This is a genomic window from Aeromonas intestinalis (genome assembly GCF_054052485.1).
Genome location: NZ_JBSTYK010000015.1, coordinates 47,024 through 64,241, shown reverse-complemented (window position 1 = coordinate 64,241; position 17,218 = coordinate 47,024). Strand labels below are relative to the sequence as shown.

The following is a 17,218-nucleotide window of genomic DNA, read 5'->3' as shown; positions in this document are numbered from 1 at the left end:
GACACACAACCAGGTACCCATGATTGGCACCCCACTTTTCAGCGCAGGAGGCTAGATGGCACATATTCTGGTCATAGATGACGAGGCGGCAATCCGCCGCTTCCTGCGCATCAGTCTGGTTGCCGAGGGGCACCAGGTCAGCGAAGCCGTGGGCGTCACCGAGGGGTTGATGCAGTACCGCCACCTCAACCCGGATCTGGTGATCCTGGATCTCGGTCTGCCGGATGGGGACGGTATCCAGGTTTTGCAGAGCATCCGCGAGCACCACCAGCACCCGGTGCTGGTGTTGTCGGCCAGAGATTCGGAGCAGGAGAAGGTACGGCTGCTGGACGCGGGGGCCAACGACTACATGAGCAAACCGTTCGGCATCCAGGAGATGATGGCGCGGATCCGCGTGCTGCTCAGGCAACGGGCCGGTGCCAGCAGCGGCGAACATCGCCACTTTCCCCAGTGTGGCCTCAGCCTTGATACCAGCAGTCACAAGGTGAGCCTGCACGGAGAAGATGTCCCCCTCTCCCGCAAGGAGTTCGCCCTGCTGCAAGCCCTGGTGTGCCACCCCGGCAAGCTGGTGCTGCAGACCCAGTTGCTCAACGACATCTGGGGGCCGAGCCACAAGGAGGACACCCACTATCTGCGCATCGTCATCGCCAGCCTGCGCAAGAAGCTCGGTGACAATCCCCAGCAACCCAGTCTGATCGAGACCGAATCCGGCATCGGCTACCGCTTCATCGGCAGCTGATGCTTCACGTGGAACGGCGACCATGGCACAACCAGGCCAAGCCTCCGCAACCGACGAGCAGGATCCCCAGATCCTGCAGGTTCGCCGCCACCGCCAATCCCAGACTGAGCAGCAGATAGTAAGCCAGCCCGAACAGGGCACCGGCACTGCCCGCCACCTCCCGATACGCCAGCAAGGCCTGGCTCAGCACATTCGGGATCGCCACCCCAAAAGCCACCACAATTCCCATCATGGGCAGCAGGAACCAGAGGCTGCCCTGACCGAGCCATACCCCGACCCCGCAGATAAACGCCAGGATGCAGGCCAGCCGGACGAGGGATGACGGTGCCCAGCCCTTCCTCAGCAGCCCCTTGTTCAGCAGGCTGCCGACCAGTGTCGCCAGCGCCAACCCCAGGCCCGAGTAGCCAAACTCCCCGACGCTCAGCCCCAGACCGGCAAACAGAAAGGGAGCCAGGCTGTAGTAACCAAACAGCATGGTGTTGAACAGGGCAACCAACAGGGCACTGCGCCACAGCGTGACATCACGCAACAACCGGCATGTCAGGGGCCAGAGAGCAACTCCGGACATGTCGGCCGGGCGAGTCTCCGGTAGCCAGCCGAGGGCAAGCAGCCCGATCGCCAGGGCCAGCACCATCAGTCCCCCGAAGACGCCGAGATAACCCCACACCTCGACCAGCCAGCCCCCACTCATCAGCCCCAGTACTGGGCTGAGGGAGAGCGCGACCCCCATCACCGAGAAGACCCGCGCCAGATCGCGTCCCCGGTAACTGTCACGCAGCATGGTCTGGGTGACCACGGAACCGACTGCGGCCCCGAAAGCCGAGACGATGCGCGCCAGCAGCAGAACTTCGAACTGGTTGGCCAGCAATGCCATCAGGGTACCGAGCCCATAAGTCAGCAGACCGGCCAGCATGGCAGGTCGTCGCCCGATGAGATCGCAGAGTCGCCCCCAGCAGACGACCCCCACCGCAAATGCCAGGAAATAGACCGACAGGGTCTGGGATGCCTGCCCGTCGCTCACCCCGAACCGGGTGGCGATCCCGGTCAGCGCCGGGCTGTAGATGGTCTCGACTATCTGGGGAAACATCATCAGTACGACCACAAGCCAGAGTGGTGGCAACTTGTTGTTCATGACAAACCTCCTTCACAAGAGGCTGTCAGTCTAGAGAGGTGTGAGCTGTCTGATTACAATAAGCAGGACTATAAACATCGGAAATAGGACACATGGCCTTCATTCAGCCCGATGCCCCTTTTGATCCCGATCGACTCAGCGGCACCGTGCTCGGCATCGCCTCCGATCTCGGCTGGCACGACTCCGGCCAGCATCGGCATGGACACCATCAGTTGCTGTTTGCCCAGGCGGGCTGCATGAGCATAGAGCTGGACAACCGCCTCTGCCTGCTCCCTCCCGGCAGGGCGGCCTGGATACCGGCTGGAACTTTCCACAGGGTGCAGATGCGTGGCGTGGTCGCCTACCGCTCTCTCTATTTCACCCCGGATCCTGTCCTGCCCGACGCCTTGCAGGTCATCGCCATCAACCCCCTGTTGCAGGCGATCATAGAACGGATGGCATTCTGGCCATGGGACAAACCGGCCGCCGAGCAGTGCCGGACGCTGGCACTCTTCATGGAGGAATTGGCGCAGGCGCCGAGGGAGTCGTGGCAATTGCCCCTGCCGGCAGATCCGCGCCTGGCCAGCTGGTTGCAAAGTCTCAAGGGAAGCAACACCCTGCCCGATCGACTCAACCGGCTGGCCGAGCGGGTGGGTGCCAGTGACAAGACCATAGGCCGCATCTTCATGCGGGATACGGGTATGCATTATCAGGCCTGGCGCCAGCAATGGCGCTTGTTACGCGCCATGGAGCTGCTGGCCGAGGCCGAGCCCGTCAGCCGGGTGGCGAGTGCCCTGGAGTTCTCCAGCGACAGTGCCTTCATCGGCTTCTTCAAGCAGCACACCGGGCTCACGCCCCTGCGCTACCTCAGCTCTCGGGGTGAGTTCCATGGGCCGAACTCACCTCCACCACCAGGGTCTCCAGCACCAGCGGCTTGAGATGATGAATGGCATCCAGGGTGACGGCATGGGAGGCTTCCTGCTGCTGGGCCAGAACCTCCTGCTCCAGCTTGGCACTGTCCAGCTCGGGTCTGGGGTTCTCGTCAGCCATGGCAGTCAGGCTCAGGGTACTCAGCATCAGGGTAGCGATCAGGGTTTTCATCTGGCGTTCTCCGGTATGGTTGAGATGACCAGATAGTTAGTCCAATAGTTGTGCCATATTTATAACCACATGATTTTGTTATTTTTATCTTGTTTTTGGCATCAATTGGAAAGATTTTTAACGATGGTGTGGTCATTTTTAAACCGATAAATGGTGATTCTTGCCATGTTTAATTTTCACGCGCTGTTCCACGTGGAACGTCCGGTTATTTAGATCGACACCCACTTTTAAACTGGGCTATGGTGCTACATCCCCATCATCAATCTGGATCTGCCACCGAATGGAATTTTCCTTGTTCGGCGAGAAGTTCACTCGCCACGCCGGCATTACTCAACTCATGGATGACCTCAATAAGGGGCTGCTCAATCCGGACGCCATCATGCTGGGAGGTGGCAACCCGGCCCCCATTCCCGCCATGCTGGAGCGCTTTCAAACCGAAGCCAAGACCCTGCTCGACAACGGTGAGCTGGTCAAAGCCATGGCCAACTACGATGGCCCCCAAGGCAAAGACAGATTCACCCAGGCGCTGGCCACTCTGCTGCGCAAGGAGCTGGGCTGGGATATTTCGGCCAGGAACATTGCCCTCACCAACGGCAGTCAGACCGCCTTCTTCTATCTGTTCAACCTGCTGGCTGGCGAGTTCGCCGACGGGCGCAAGAAGAAGGTGCTGTTCCCCCTGGCCCCCGAGTACATCGGCTATGCTGACTCGGCCCTGACCGATGATCACTTCGTGGCCTACAAGCCCACCATCGAGAAGCTGGCCGATGGTCAATTCAAGTACCACGTGGACTTCGAGAGCCTGGAGGTGGGTGACGACATCGGGGTGATCTGCGTCTCCCGCCCCACCAATCCCACCGGCAACGTGCTGACCGATGAGGAAATAGAACACCTGGATCAGATTGCCCGCGACAAGGGCATCCCCCTGCTCATCGACAACGCCTACGGCGTGCCCTTCCCGGGCATCATCTTCACCGAGGCCAAACCGTTCTGGAACGCCAATACCATCCTCTGCATGAGCCTCTCCAAGCTGGGGTTGCCAGGTACCCGCTGCGGCATCGTCATCGGCGATGAGAAGATCATCCGGGCCATCACCAATCTGAGCGGCATCATCAATCTCGCGCCGGGCAGCTTGGGGCCAGCCCTCACCATTCCCATGATCGAGAGCGGCGAGATCATCGCCCTGAGCGAACAGGTGGTGAAGCCCTTCTACCGGCAGAAAGCCGAGCTGGCGGTACGGCTGTTGCGAGACGCAATCCCGGATCCCCGCTTCCACATCCACAAGCCGGAGGGCGCCCTCTTCCTCTGGCTCTGGTTCGAAGACCTGCCGATCCACAGTCAGGAGCTCTATGAGCGATTGAAGGCAAAGAACCTGCTGATCGTGCCGGGTCACTACTTCTTCCCCGGCATCGACGATCCACAGTGGCGGCACAGCCAGGAGTGCATTCGCCTCAACTACTCCCAGAGCGAGGCGCTGGTGCGCCGTGGTATCGCCATTCTGGCAGAGGAGATCAACGGCCTCTATGGCAGCTGACTGCTGGTGTCAGATAGCAAAAAGGCCTGCAATCGCAGGCCTTTTTCATTCTCGGGTCGAGGGGATCACTCAGCCGGCAGCGCCAGCGGTTCACCCTGACCGATGGGGATGGCGCATGGCTTGAGTGCCTCGGGCAGCTCGCGAGCCAGATCGATGACCAGCAGACCATGCTCCAGGCGGGCATCCCGCACCTCGACATGCTGGCTCAGCTTGAAGGCGAGTTCGAAGTCACGCTCGGCGATCCCCTGGTGGAGGAACTGACGCTCGGTGGGAGCCGCCCCTTTGCGCCCCTTGATCTTGAGGGTGCCATTTTCGGTTTCCAGTTCCAGCTCTTCGCGCTCGAAGCCAGCCACCGCCAGGGTGATGCGGTAGCCATTTTGCTCCCGCTTTTCGATGTTGTAAGGGGGATAGGCCGAGGTCTTGTGTTCTAACAGGCCTTCCAGCTCACGGGCCATCCGCTCGAAGCCGACGGCATTGGAATAGAGATGAGAAAAATCGAGGTTACGCATAATCCTATCCTTCAAATAAGCAACAGGTTTTAAATAATGTGGGCCCATATTCGGCACCCATCTAACAATGCGGGAAACGGGCTTAGCCGTTGATCTCGATCTTGCGCGGCTTCATCGCCTCGGGCACTTCGCGCACCAGGTCGATGTGCAGCAGACCATTCTTGAGATCGGCCCCTTTCACCCGCACATAATCTGCCAACTGGAAGCGACGCTCGAAGCCTCGTTCGGCGATCCCTTGATACAGATAGTGACGTTCACCGTCAGCCTGTTTGCTGCCCTTCACCGTCAGCAGGTTTTCCTGGAAACTCAGCTCCAGCTCTTCCTGGGTGAAGCCCGCCACCGCCATGCTGATGCGGTAGTCGCTGTCGCCCAGCTGCTCGATGTTGTAGGGGGGATAACCGGCATTGCCGTTGCTGGCCGCAGACTCGATGAGATTGGCCAGACGATCGAAACCGATGGCAGAACGATAGAGCGGAGAAAAGTCGATAGAACGCATAGTATTATCCTCTTGTGAGCGATAACTGATCATTTGCCCTCCGGTTGGACGGGCGCCTGGTCGAAACCTCTGTCGAGCGTTCCGGCCTTGTTACCTATATAGGGTCCGGCATTTCCCTTTCAAGGGGGAAATGAAAAATTTTCAGGGGTCATGGCTGAACAATAAAAATGGCCCGATAGGATCGATAATCAGCCCGCGGGCCACTCATGCTCCTCTCCCCACCACGCCATACTGGCTGTGCATCCCCCACCACCCACAGGAGCACGCCATGAAGATTACCCAGGTTCGCAATGCCACCCTGCTCATTCACTATGCCGGTAGCCGCTTCCTCATCGACCCCATGCTGGCCCCCAAGGACAGCTATCCCGGCTTCGAGGGCATGGCCAACAGCCATCTGCGAAATCCCCTGGTCGAGCTGCCGCTGCCCATGGCGACCCTGCTGGATGTGGACGCCGTGATAGTGACCCATGACCATCTGGATCACTGGGACCCAGCAGCGGCTCAGCTTGTACCCAAGCACCTTCCCCTGTTCGTGCAGCACGAGAAGGATGCCGACACCATGCGGGCGAACGGCTTTGAAGATGTGCGACTGCTGAGTGAATCCGGCGAATTTGCCGGCATTCGCCTGCAACAGACCGCCGGCCAGCATGGCAGTGATCGCATCATGGCCGTGCTCGGAGAACGGCTCGGCGAGGTGTCCGGGGTGGTCTTCTCCCATCCCGCCGAGAAGACCCTCTACCTCGCCGGCGATACGGTCTGGAACGCACAGGTGGCCCAAAGCCTGCGCAAGCACGACCCCGAGGTCGTCGTGCTCAACTGCGGCGATGCCCAGGTTAGCGGGCTGGGCGCCATCATCATGAACAAGGAAGATGTGCGAGCGGTGCATCAGGCAGCCCCCCGGACAACCCTGATCGCTAGCCACCTGGAGGCCGTCAACCACGCGCTGCTGTCGCGCCATGAGCTGCGCGACTATCTGGGGGAACAAGGAATGTTGGAGCACGTACTGGTGCCGGAAGATGGGGAAACCATGGCTTTCTGAGTGGACGAACCGAAGGTTCAGATGGGCCTTAGGCTTTATCATGACAAGGCTTATCATCGTCATTCATGCGCAAAGGAGCCTGCCATCATGCCCATCGTCGCCGTCGTCACCTTCGATCACTTCAGCCCCTTTCACTTCGCCGTCCCCTGCCTCATCTTTGGCGACAAGATGATGCCGGGCCAATCGATGTTCGAGCTCAGACTCTGTGCCGGTGACGACACACAGCAGCCAGCCTCGTCCCAGGGGTTTCGCATCGACACTGGCTATGGCCTGGAAGGGCTGCTGGAGGCAGATATCATCATCATCCCCTTCTGGCGCGATCCGGCCGAGCGACCGGCCCAGTCACTGCTCGATGCGCTGACCGCCGCTCGCCAGCGCGGGGCCCAGGTGGTCGGGCTCTGCCTCGGCACCTACGTGCTGGCCTACGCCAGCCTGCTGGATGGGCATAGGGCCTCTACCCACTGGGAGTACGAACAGGATTTCACCCACCGCTTCCCCCATGTGCGGCTCGATACCAATGCCCTCTATGTGGATGATGAAGGGTTGATCACCTCGGCAGGTACGGCCGCCGGGCTGGACTGCTGCCTCTATCTGGTACGCCAGCACCATGGCAGCCAGCTCGCCAACAAGCTGGCCAGGCGGCTGGTTGTTCCCCCTCATCGGGATGGCGGCCAGGCCCAGTTCATCGAGCAACCAGTCCCCGCCTCCACCCGGGACGCCAGGATCAACCAGTTGTTCGACCATCTACGCACTCATCTGGCGCATCCTCATACCCTGGACAGTCTGGCGGAGCACTGCCTGATGAGCCGACGTACCTTCAGCCGCCGCTTTCAGCTGGCGACGGGGCTCTCCCTCGGCGACTGGCTGCTCGCCGAACGCCTCAGGCGCAGCCAGGAGCTGCTGGAGTCCAGCTCCCATACCATGGAGCGCATCGCCGAACTGGTGGGCCTCAAGTCCGCCACCCTGCTGCGCCAGCACTTTCGCACCCGCTTTGGCGTCTCCCCTCGGGAATGGCGCCGAACCTTTCGCGGTGACAAGGCGTAAGTACAGGCCCCATCGCAGACGAGCCCAGGATGTTTCACGTGGAACGCGAGTCTAAAAACAAAAAGCCGGTCACTGGGACCGGCTTTTTTATCTTCTGCTGATGCGTCTTAGACGTCGAGGTTCGCCACACGCAGGGCGTTGGTCTCGATAAAGTCGCGACGCGGTTCGACCGCATCCCCCATCAGGGTGGAGAACAGCTGATCGGCACCGACCGCATCGTCGATGGAGACACGCAGCATGCGACGCGCTTCCGGATCCATGGTGGTTTCCCACAGCTGATCCGGGTTCATCTCGCCCAGACCTTTATAGCGCTGGATATAGATGCCGCGCTTGCCTTCGCTCATCAGCCATTCGACCGCTTCCACGAAGTTAGCAACCGGCTTCACCTTCTCGCCACGCTTGATGAAACCACCCTCTTCGATCAGGTTGGCGATCTCTTTGCCCAGCGAAACCAGTTGACGGTATTCGGCAGACTGCAGGAAGTCATAGCTCAGAGGGTATTCACGATCGACCCCATGCTGGCGTACCACGGCGTGGGGCACAAACAGGCTGCGCTCCTCGTCACGACGTACCTGCATCTGGTACTGTACGCCCTGGTTGCTCTCGTTGAGCACGGCTTCCATGGACTGGCACCAGGCCTGCAGTGAGCTCTCGCTGGCCAACAGGGCTTCGGTCAGCTCAGGCTGATAGATCAGCTGGGTCAGCACGGCGTCCGGCGCACGGCGGGACATCCGGGTGATCAGGTGAGAGACGGCGCGATGCTGGTTGACCAGACGCTCCAGTGCCTCGCCACCAATGGCCGGGGCAGACTCGTTGACGTGCAGGGTCGCACCGTCCAGTGCCATGGCAGTCTGGTATTGCAGCAGCGCATCTTCGTCTTTCAGATACTGCTCCTGCTTGCCCTTCTTCACCTTGTAGAGCGGCGGCTGGGCGATGAAGACATAGCCACGCTCGATGATTTCCGGCATCTGGCGGTAGAAGAAGGTCAGCAGCAGGGTCCGGATGTGCGCACCATCGACGTCCGCATCCGTCATGATGATGATGTTGTGGTAGCGCAGCTTGTCCGGGTTGTACTCGTCACGACCGATACCACAGCCCAGGGCGGTGATCAGGGTGCCCACCTCTTGCGAGGAGATCATCTTGTCGAAACGCGCCTTCTCCACGTTCAGGATCTTGCCCTTGAGCGGCAGAATGGCCTGGTTCTTTCGGTTGCGACCCTGCTTGGCGGAACCGCCTGCAGAGTCCCCTTCCACTATGTAGAGTTCGGACAGGGCCGGGTCTTTCTCCTGGCAATCCGCCAGCTTGCCGGGCAGACCGGCGATGTCGAGTGCACCCTTGCGACGGGTCAGTTCGCGGGCCTTGCGAGCCGCTTCACGGGCACGGGCCGCGTCGATGATCTTGTTGACCACTATCTTGGCATCGGCCGGGTTTTCCAGCAGGAAGTCTGCCAGCTTCTCGCCCATCGCCTGTTCGACAGCGGTCTTCACCTCGGACGAGACCAGCTTGTCCTTGGTCTGGGAGGAGAACTTGGGATCAGGCACCTTGACGGAGATAACGGCAATCAGACCTTCACGCACGTCGTCGCCACTGGCGGCAGACTTGGCCTTCTTGCTGTAGTCCTCTTTGTCCATGTAGGTGTTGAGGGTGCGGGTCAGCGCGGTACGGAAACCCACTAGGTGGGTACCCCCATCCCGCTGCGGGATGTTGTTGGTGAAGCAGTAGACCCCTTCCTGATAGGCGTCGTTCCACTGCATGGCCACTTCGACACCGATGCCATCCTGCTCGGTGGTGAAGTGGAACACCTTCGGGTGGATCGGGGTCTTGTTCTGGTTCAGGTATTCGACGAAGGCCTTGATGCCACCCTCGTAGCAGAAATGCACCTCACGGCCGTCGCGCTCATCGTGCAGGCGGATGGACACACCGGAGTTGAGGAAGGAGAGCTCGCGCAGACGCTTGGCCAGGATCTCGTAGTGGAACAGGGTGTCGCTGAAGATGGTCGGGCTCGGCCAGAAGCGCACCTCGGTACCGGTGCCGGAGGCACTGTCGCCGATCTGCTTGAGCGGCGCCTGCGGCTCGCCCAGGTGATAGGTCTGCTCATAGACGTGGCCGTTGCGGCGAATGGTCAGCAGCAGCTTGTCAGACAAGGCATTGACGACGGAGACGCCCACGCCGTGCAGACCACCGGACACCTTGTAGGAGTTGTCATCGAACTTGCCGCCCGCGTGCAGCACCGTCATGATGACTTCGGCGGCGGAACGGCCCTCTTCCGGGTGGATGTCCACCGGGATGCCCCGACCGTTGTCACGCACCGAGACGGAACCGTCCGAGTGGATCTTGACCTGGATCTCGGAGCAGTAGCCAGCCAGAGCCTCATCGATGGAGTTATCGACGACCTCGAACACCATGTGGTGCAGACCCGAGCCATCATCCGTATCGCCGATATACATCCCCGGGCGCTTGCGGACCGCATCCAGGCCCTTCAGCACCTTGATATTCGAGGAGTCGTAAGTATTTTCACTCATAGCTTACTCTCTGCCTTCTCTAATGTTTCGGAGATCTTGCCTTGTTCCACGTGGAACAGCTTGCAGTCACTCGCATCCATCATGTCTGCGAGCTGACCGGTGTCGATGGCGGTGATAAACACCTGGGACGCACACTGCTTCAGCCTTGCGGCCAACAGGCGGCGCTTGTCGACATCCAGTTCAGAGGCAAAATCATCAATTAAAAAAATACAGCCACGGCTGCTATGTTGATTCAAATAGAGCCCTTGGGCCAGTCGCATGGCGCAGACCAGCAACTTCAGCTGACCCCTGGACAAAATATCCTGAGCGGGTACCCCGTTCGCCTTGAGCCGTACATCGGCCTTCTGCGGGCCAACCCCTGTATAGCCCAGTGAACGATCCCGCTCGAACCCCGCCTCCAGCAAGTCGCCGAGGGGAGTCTCTCTCTCCCAGCCCCGATAGAAACCGAGACTGATGTCGAATTCCGGCAAGAAATCCGCCGTCATCTCCTTGATCAGGGGCGTAATGGCCTGACAATAACTGGCGCGAAACTCGGCCAACTCGCCCCCCAGCCGCACCAACTCCTGATCCCAGAACGCCAACTGGCGATACTGACTGCTTTGACGCAGCAGGGCGTTACGTTGTTTCAGCAACCGCCGCACCCGTCCCCACAGGGAGAAGAAGCCCGGCTCCTGATGAAAAACGCCCCAATCGAGCCAGGCCCGGCGAGCCTGGGGCCCCCCGGTCAGCAGGTTGAAACCATCGGGATGGATCAACTGCACCGGCAGCAACTCGGCCAGATCGGCCAGCCGCTGGGCCTGGGCACCCGCGATCTTGAGCTGGGTCTCCCCGCCCTTGTCCTTGGCGAGCCCGATGGGCACCTGACGCCCCTCCAGCTCGCACTGGGCAAACAGGGTAAAGGCCCGCTCGCCCTGGCGGATGACCCGCCCGGTCAGGTGAGTACGAAAAGAACGGCCGAGACCCAGGTAATGAATGGCTTCCAGCACGCTGGTCTTGCCGCTGCCATTGCACCCGACCAGGATATTGAGGCCGGGGGACAGCACGAGACTGGCCTGCTGGATATTGCGAAAGTCGCTGAGCTGGAGTTTGACCAGGGACACGACTAGATCCGCATCGGCATCACCACGTATTGGGCATCTTGGCTCTCAAAATCCTCAATAATGGCGCTGCTGATGGAATCGCTCAGGCTGATCCGGATTTGGTCACATTTTAACGTATTCAGCACGTCCAGCACATAGGAGACGTTGAAGCCGATCTCCATCTCGCCAGCCTCGTATTGTACGTCAAGCAGCTCTTCCGCTTCTTCCTGTTCCGGGTTGTTGGCGGTGATGCGCAGCAAATGCTGCTGCAAATTGAGACGCACCCCACGGAATTTTTCGTTGGAGAGAATGGCGGCGCGGGCGAAGGCCTGGCGCAAGTCTTCACGACCGGCGATCAGGGCCTTGTCGCTGCCCCGCGGGATGACACGGCGCCAATCCGGGAAGCGGCCATCCACCAGCTTGGAGGTGAAGATGAAGCCATCGAGGGCGGCGCGCAGGTTGTTGCGGCCGATCTGCAGCCGAACCGGCTTGTCTTCCGCCTCCAGCAGACGAACCAGTTCCAGCACACCCTTGCGCGGCAGGATGACCTGATGATCGGGCAGCGATTCCTGCACCACCTCGCGGCGACAGGTCGCCAGGCGGTGACCATCGGTAGCGACGGTGCGCAGGCCGTGGCCCTCGCTCTCGAACAGCATGCCGTTCAGGTAGTAGCGCACGTCCTGGCTCGCCATAGAGAACTGGGTGGCGTCGATGAGTTTCTTAAGCTCCAGCTGGCTGATGTCGAACTCGAGCACGGACTCCCAATCCTCGATGTTCGGGTATTCGGTCGCCGGCAGGGTCGACAGGTTGAAGCGGGAGCGGCCGGAGCGGATGATCAGCCGCTCACCTTCGGTGTTGAGACGAATGTCCGCCCCTTCCGGCAGGCCACGGCAGATATCCAGCAGCTTGCGGGCCGGCACTGTGGTGCGGCCATCCTGGCTGTCACTGTTGAGATAGACCTGACCGATCATCTCCACCTCGAGGTCGGTCCCGGTCAGCGACAGCAGACCGTTGCTGACATCGAGCAGCACGTTGCCGAGGATGGGCAGGGTCGGCCGGCCACCCAGGGCACCGGACACCAGTTGCAGAGGACGTAACAGGGCCTCACGGCTAATTTCGAGCTGCATCTGTGCTCTCCGTAGTTATTGGGAGGAAAGGGTTCGGATCAGGCTGGCATATTCGCGCTGCATCTGTGCACTCGGTTCCGTCAGGAAGAAAGGGTACGGATCAGGTTGGAATAGTCTTCCTTGATGTCGTGACTCTCCTCCTTCAACTGCTCAATCTTGCGGCAGGCATGAAGGACTGTGGTGTGGTCACGGCCACCGAAGGCATCCCCGATTTCCGGCAAACTGTGGTTGGTCAGCTCCTTGGCCAGGGCCATAGCCAACTGGCGCGGGCGGGCGACAGAGCGGGAGCGGCGCTTGGACAGCAGGTCCGCCAGCTTGATCTTGTAGTACTCCGCCACCGTCTTCTGGATATTGTCGATGGTGACCAGCTTCTCCTGCAACGCCAGCAGGTCGCGCAGCGCTTCGCGCACGAAATCGATGTTGATGGCACGACCGGTGAAGTTGGCGTTCGCGATCACCCGATTGAGGGCCCCTTCCAGCTCACGAACGTTGGATCTCAGTCGCTTGGCAATGAAGAAGGCCACTTCGTCCGGCAGGTGGATCTGGTTCTCGTCCGCCTTGCGCATCAGAATGGCAACCCGGGTCTCCAGCTCTGGCGGTTCGATCGCCACGGTCAGCCCCCAGCCGAAACGGGACTTGAGACGATCCTCCACCCCGTTGATCTCCTTCGGATAGCGATCCGAGGTCAGGATGATCTGCTGGTTGCCCTCAAGCAGGGCGTTGAAGGTGTGGAAGAACTCCTCCTGGGAGCGCTCCTTGTTGGCGAAGAACTGGATGTCATCGATGAGCAGGGCATCGACGCTACGGTAATAACGCTTGAACTCTTCAATGGCGTTATTCTGCAGCGCCTTCACCATGTCCTGAACGAAACGCTCGGAGTGCATGTAGATGACTTTGGCGTCTTTCTTGCGATCCTTGATGGCATTGCCGACGGCGTGCAGCAGGTGGGTCTTGCCCAGACCGGTGCCACCGTAGAGGAACAGCGGGTTGTAGGCGCCACCCGGATTGTCGGCCACCTGACGGGCCGCCGCACGGGCCAACTGGTTGGACTTACCCTCGACGAAATTCTCGAAGGTATAGTTCACGTTGGTGTTGCTCTTGTGGTTCGGCTCGGGCTTGGTTTCGGTCTTGCTTTCCCAGCTCTTGTGAGAGTTATTCACAGGCTCGGCACCGCGCGCCGGCGCTCTGGCGACCGCGACGGGGTGGGGACGATTACCGATGTCGAAACGCAGGGTGGGAGCATCCGCACCGCACAGCTCATTGATGATGCCGTTGACCCGAAGCAGGTACTTGTCGCGTACCCAGTCCAGGACGAAGCGATTCGGTGCATACAGGGTCAGAGTATTGTCACTCAACTCCGCTTGAAGCGGCCGGATCCACATGCTGAATTCTGCCGAGGGCAACTCATCTTGCAGCCGGTTAAGGCACTGCTGCCATAGCGAAGCAGTCACTCTAGACTCCCGTCAATTGATTAAGTAAAGACCGGCTATTCTACGTTTTTAACGGCTGGATCTCCAGTTGCCGCCAGCAGGATCCAGCAAATAAGATCCTTGACTTTCAAGGATCCAGCGACCCAGGATCGGCATTCATCCCCAAAGTTACCCACAGCCCTTGGCCTGCGATGTGGACAGAATGAATCGATGCGGTAGTGGTTATTTTATATAACCAAATATCATTTATTCTTTATATTTTATTCCAATAACATCAGCGCCGACCCGTGATTACAACTAAAAATACAGAACTACAGAGAGAGGAATCCCCATGAAAACCACAATCAAGCTGATTTCCGGCGCCGCCATTCTGCTGGCCACCCTGTCCGGTCAGGCCATCGCCCAGGAAACCATCAAGGTCGGCATGTCCGGCAAATATTTCCCGTTCACCTTCGTCAAACAAGACAAGCTGCAGGGCTTCGAGGTGGACATGTGGAACCAGATCGGTGAGCGCACCGGTTACAAGGTAGAGTTCGTCACCGCCAGCTTCTCCGGCCTGTTCGGCATGCTGGAAACCGGCCGCGTCGACACCATTTCCAACCAGATCACCATCACCGACGAGCGCAAGGCCAAGTACGACTTCTCCCAGCCTTATGTGTATGACGGCGCCCAGATCGTGGTTCGCAAGGGCAACAGCACCATCAACGGCTTCAAGGATCTGGCCGGCAAGAAGGTGGCGGTCAACCTCGGTTCCAACTTCGAAGAACTGCTGCGCAAGAACGATCCCGAGAAAAAGATCGATATCCGCACCTATGACTCCGCCTTCGAGCAAGATGTGGCCCTCGGTCGTATCGATGCCTTCGTGATGGACCGCGTCTCCACCGCCCAGCTGATCAAGGAATCCAAGCTGCCGCTGCAACAGGCTGGCGCACCGTTCGAAACCATCGAAAACGCCCTGCCCTTCCTGAAGACTCCGGAGAAGCAGGCGCTGCTGAAAAAGGTCGACGACGCCCTGACCGCCATGCGCAAAGACGGCTCCCTGACCAAGATCTCCGAAAAATGGTTCGCAGCGGACATCACCAGCAAATAAATGATGGAATTTGACCTCGAGTACACGCTAGGGCTGTTTCCCATCCTGCTCAAATACCTGGGCACCACGATGGAAATGGCCCTGTGGGGATTCGTATTGTCACTCGTACTGTCGCTCATGCTGGCGATAGTACGGGTGTTTCGCGTTCCTGCACTTCACTGGCTGGCGATGCTGTATATCTCCTTCTTCCGAGGGACTCCCCTGCTCGTCCAGCTGTTCCTGCTCTATTACGGCCTGCCGCAACTCTTCCCCATCTTCGTGGGAATGGATGCCTTCACCGCCGCCATCGTCGGTCTGACCCTGCACTTTGCCGCCTACATGGCCGAGTCGATCCGGGCCGCCATCCTGGGTATCCACAAGAGCCAGATGGAAGCTGCCCTCAGCATCGGCATGAGCCGGCTCCAGGCGATGCAGCGGATCATTCTGCCCCAGGCGGCTCGCATCGCGACGCCATCGCTGATGAACTACTTCATCGACATGATCAAGAGCACCTCCCTGGCGTTCACCCTGGGTGTCGCGGAGATCATGGGCAAGGCCCAGATGGAAGCTGCCTCCTCGTTCAAGTTCTTCGAGAGCTTCATGGCGGTGGCGCTGATCTACTGGGTGGTGGTCATCTTCTTCACCCGCTTGCAGCACCTGCTGGAAGTGCGCCTGAACCGTGCCTATTAAAGGAGAGCAGCCATGATAAAACTCACCGGCCTTTCCAAGGCCTTTCACGGCAACCAGGTGCTCAACGGCATCGATCTGGAGGTCAAGCAGGGGGAGATAGTCGTCATTATCGGCCCCTCGGGGACGGGCAAATCCACCCTGCTGCGCTGCCTCAACCTGCTGGAGACACCGGATGCAGGCCAGCTTGCCATCGACGATCTGCAACTGAATCTGGCCAAGGCCAGCGATCAGCAGGCCATCGAGCTGCGCAAGCGCGCCTCCTTCGTGTTCCAGAACTATGCCCTGTTTGCCAACAAGACGGCGCTGGACAACATCGCCGAGGGGCTGATCACCGTCTGGAAACAGCCCAAGGCGGAGGCTCGTGCCACCGCGCTCGGCATCCTCAAGGACATCGGCCTCGCCGACAAGCAGGATGCCTATCCGGCGTCCCTCTCCGGCGGACAGCAGCAGCGGGTCGGCATCGGCCGCGCCATGGCGGCCCACTCCAAGGTGATCCTGTTTGATGAGCCGACCTCGGCACTGGATCCCGAGTGGGTCGACGAGGTGCTGGGTCTGATGAAACAACTCGCGCGCCAGCACCAGACCATGGTGGTGGTGACCCACGAGATCGAATTTGCCCGTGATGTCGCCGATCGGGTGATCTTCATGGAGGGGGGCCGGATCGTGGAACAGGGCCCGCCGAGCCAGATATTGGTCGATCCCAAGGATCCCCGCACCCGGGAGTTCTTGCGGAAAGTGATTAACTAGCTCTCTCTTTGGCGGCTCTGCCGCCTTTTTTATTGGAGGATCCTTGTTTAACCCCGGGTAGCCAGTATAATTCGGGGCCCTTGATCCTTCGGATCCTGTCGGCTTTCACTGTCTCTTTCGGGAGTCAGGGCAAGATGAGGGGATACGGCGGATTGACGAGAAGCTGAACTCTGTTTAGAATTCGGCCTCTTTTGCTAGTCGTCACACGCTATAGCTGGCGCGTCGGCTAAGTGTGACAATCAAAACTGTACAGAAATACGGAATCGAATCATGAAACGTACTTTTCAACCGTCCAACCTGAAGCGCAAGCGCTCTCACGGTTTCCGCGCTCGCATGGCTACTGCCAACGGTCGCAAAGTTCTGGCCGCTCGTCGTGCCAAGGGTCGTGCCCGCCTGGTAGTCTAATGCCTACCCAGCACACCTTCTCTCGGGAGTTACGTCTGTTAACTCCCGAACACTTCAAACGCGTTTTCGCCGAGCCTGTCCGGGCCGCTTCTCCGCAAATTACGCTTCTTGCTTGCCCCAATTCCCTCGAACACCCCCGTCTTGGCCTCGCTGTGCCCAAAAAAGCGCTCAAGCGTGCCGTCTGGCGTAACCGTGTCAAACGAGTGGTGCGGGAAAGTTTTCGTCTCAATCAAACCAACCTGCCCGCTATCGACATCGTCGTGATCGCCAAGGCTGGCGTCAAAGAGATGGATAACGAGGAGCTGTTCAAGTTACTGGAAAAGCTATGGCGCACTCTGTCACGCCGTTGCAATGGGTAGCCATCAAACTGATACGCCTGTATCAGCTAATCATTAGTCCCCTGCTCGGGCCGCGCTGCCGTTTCACTCCGACTTGTTCCCAATTTGCGATAGAAGCAATCCGACTTCACGGTTTCATAAAAGGCGTTTGGTTAGCCAGCAAACGTCTATTAAAATGCCATCCCTTATCCGAGGGTGGTTATGACCCGGTTCCGCAACCAAAGCGAAGAAACTGAAGACT

Annotated in this window: 19 protein-coding genes; 11 read left to right on the top strand and 8 right to left on the bottom strand. The window is 59.4% G+C overall.

From position 1 onward, the window contains the following. The first annotated feature begins 55 nt into the window (after positions 1-55). Complete coding sequence (locus tag ACW5W7_RS17550; RefSeq protein WP_456502518.1) at positions 56-739, top strand: response regulator; 684 nt, start codon at positions 56-58, stop codon at positions 737-739. 4 nt (positions 740-743) lie between these two features. Here ACW5W7_RS17550 and ACW5W7_RS17545 read toward each other — a convergent pair whose 3' ends face one another. Beyond that, complete coding sequence (locus ACW5W7_RS17545; protein ID WP_456502517.1) at positions 744-1,871, bottom strand: multidrug effflux MFS transporter; 1,128 nt, start codon at positions 1,869-1,871, stop codon at positions 744-746. Between the two features lie 92 nt (positions 1,872-1,963). On the opposite strand from ACW5W7_RS17545, the gene ACW5W7_RS17540 reads away from it, so the two are divergent. Beyond that, the gene (locus ACW5W7_RS17540) at positions 1,964-2,788 is read left to right on the top strand and encodes an AraC family transcriptional regulator (RefSeq protein ID WP_456502516.1); all 825 of its coding nucleotides are present in this window, start codon (positions 1,964-1,966) and stop codon (positions 2,786-2,788) included. Here ACW5W7_RS17540 and ACW5W7_RS17535 read toward each other — a convergent pair. Continuing rightward, complete coding sequence (locus ACW5W7_RS17535; RefSeq protein ID WP_349920456.1) at positions 2,718-2,951, bottom strand: hypothetical protein; 234 nt, start codon at positions 2,949-2,951, stop codon at positions 2,718-2,720. The genes ACW5W7_RS17540 and ACW5W7_RS17535 overlap by 71 nt on opposite strands. Positions 2,952-3,231: 280 nt before the next feature. Here ACW5W7_RS17535 and ACW5W7_RS17530 point away from each other — a divergent pair, with 280 nt between their 5' ends. Beyond that, entirely contained in the window at positions 3,232-4,482 is a 1,251-nt protein-coding gene (locus ACW5W7_RS17530; protein WP_456502515.1) for a valine--pyruvate transaminase, read from the top strand. 65 nt (positions 4,483-4,547) lie between these two features. On the opposite strand, the gene ACW5W7_RS17525 is transcribed toward ACW5W7_RS17530, so the two are convergent. Continuing rightward, entirely contained in the window at positions 4,548-4,991 is a 444-nt protein-coding gene (locus ACW5W7_RS17525) for an Hsp20 family protein (RefSeq protein ID WP_456502514.1), read from the bottom strand. Positions 4,992-5,073: 82 nt separating this feature from the next. After that, positions 5,074-5,487, bottom strand: coding sequence for an Hsp20 family protein (locus ACW5W7_RS17520; protein WP_349920453.1), 414 nt, complete (start codon positions 5,485-5,487; stop codon positions 5,074-5,076). Positions 5,488-5,755: 268 nt separating this feature from the next. Here ACW5W7_RS17520 and ACW5W7_RS17515 point away from each other — a divergent pair, with 268 nt between their 5' ends. Together ACW5W7_RS17515 and ACW5W7_RS17510 are read left to right on the top strand one after the other, a co-directional pair. Then, positions 5,756-6,526 (top strand): MBL fold metallo-hydrolase, encoded by a 771-nt coding sequence (locus ACW5W7_RS17515; RefSeq protein WP_456502513.1) that lies wholly within the window; start codon positions 5,756-5,758, stop codon positions 6,524-6,526. 87 nt (positions 6,527-6,613) lie between these two features. Then, a complete protein-coding gene (locus tag ACW5W7_RS17510) occupies positions 6,614-7,570 on the top strand; it encodes a GlxA family transcriptional regulator (protein WP_456502512.1) in 957 nt (318 codons plus the stop codon). Positions 7,571-7,677: 107 nt separating this feature from the next. Here the strand turns inward: ACW5W7_RS17510 and gyrB are convergent, their stop codons facing one another. The 4 genes from gyrB to dnaA all read right to left on the bottom strand — a co-directional run bounded on the left by gyrB (position 7,678) and on the right by dnaA (position 13,749). Then, complete coding sequence (gyrB, locus tag ACW5W7_RS17505; RefSeq protein WP_456502511.1) at positions 7,678-10,092, bottom strand: DNA topoisomerase (ATP-hydrolyzing) subunit B; 2,415 nt, start codon at positions 10,090-10,092, stop codon at positions 7,678-7,680. After that, the gene (recF, locus tag ACW5W7_RS17500) at positions 10,089-11,192 is read right to left on the bottom strand and encodes a DNA replication/repair protein RecF (protein WP_349920449.1); all 1,104 of its coding nucleotides are present in this window, start codon (positions 11,190-11,192) and stop codon (positions 10,089-10,091) included. The genes gyrB and recF overlap by 4 nt, the downstream gene beginning before the upstream one ends. 2 nt (positions 11,193-11,194) lie before the next feature. Continuing rightward, on the bottom strand, positions 11,195-12,298 hold the full coding sequence (gene dnaN, locus ACW5W7_RS17495) for a DNA polymerase III subunit beta (RefSeq protein ID WP_456502510.1): 1,104 nt from the start codon (positions 12,296-12,298) through the stop codon (positions 11,195-11,197). 80 nt (positions 12,299-12,378) lie between these two features. Further along, entirely contained in the window at positions 12,379-13,749 is a 1,371-nt protein-coding gene (gene dnaA, locus ACW5W7_RS17490) for a chromosomal replication initiator protein DnaA (protein WP_100859448.1), read from the bottom strand. Positions 13,750-14,059: 310 nt separating this feature from the next. Here dnaA and ACW5W7_RS17485 point away from each other — a divergent pair, with 310 nt between their 5' ends. The 6 genes from ACW5W7_RS17485 to yidD all read left to right on the top strand — a co-directional run bounded on the left by ACW5W7_RS17485 (position 14,060) and on the right by yidD (position 17,213). Next, entirely contained in the window at positions 14,060-14,818 is a 759-nt protein-coding gene (locus ACW5W7_RS17485) for an amino acid ABC transporter substrate-binding protein (RefSeq protein WP_349920447.1), read from the top strand. After that, the gene (locus tag ACW5W7_RS17480; RefSeq protein WP_349920446.1) at positions 14,819-15,487 is read left to right on the top strand and encodes an amino acid ABC transporter permease; all 669 of its coding nucleotides are present in this window, start codon (positions 14,819-14,821) and stop codon (positions 15,485-15,487) included. A 12-nt stretch (positions 15,488-15,499) separates the two neighbouring features. Beyond that, positions 15,500-16,234, top strand: coding sequence for an amino acid ABC transporter ATP-binding protein (locus tag ACW5W7_RS17475; RefSeq protein ID WP_349920445.1), 735 nt, complete (start codon positions 15,500-15,502; stop codon positions 16,232-16,234). A gap of 270 nt (positions 16,235-16,504) precedes the next feature. Next, positions 16,505-16,639, top strand: a complete 135-nt coding sequence (gene rpmH, locus ACW5W7_RS17470) for a 50S ribosomal protein L34 (RefSeq protein ID WP_005307156.1) — start codon at positions 16,505-16,507, stop codon at positions 16,637-16,639. Beyond that, positions 16,639-16,998 carry a ribonuclease P protein component gene (rnpA, locus tag ACW5W7_RS17465; RefSeq protein ID WP_349920444.1) on the top strand — a complete coding sequence of 120 codons (360 nt, stop codon included), beginning with the start codon at positions 16,639-16,641 and terminating at the stop codon, positions 16,996-16,998. Before rpmH ends, rnpA begins: the two co-directional genes overlap by 1 nt. Next, the gene (gene yidD / locus ACW5W7_RS17460; protein ID WP_010672280.1) at positions 16,965-17,213 is read left to right on the top strand and encodes a membrane protein insertion efficiency factor YidD; all 249 of its coding nucleotides are present in this window, start codon (positions 16,965-16,967) and stop codon (positions 17,211-17,213) included. Before rnpA ends, yidD begins: the two co-directional genes overlap by 34 nt. Positions 17,214-17,218 lie beyond the last annotated feature (5 nt).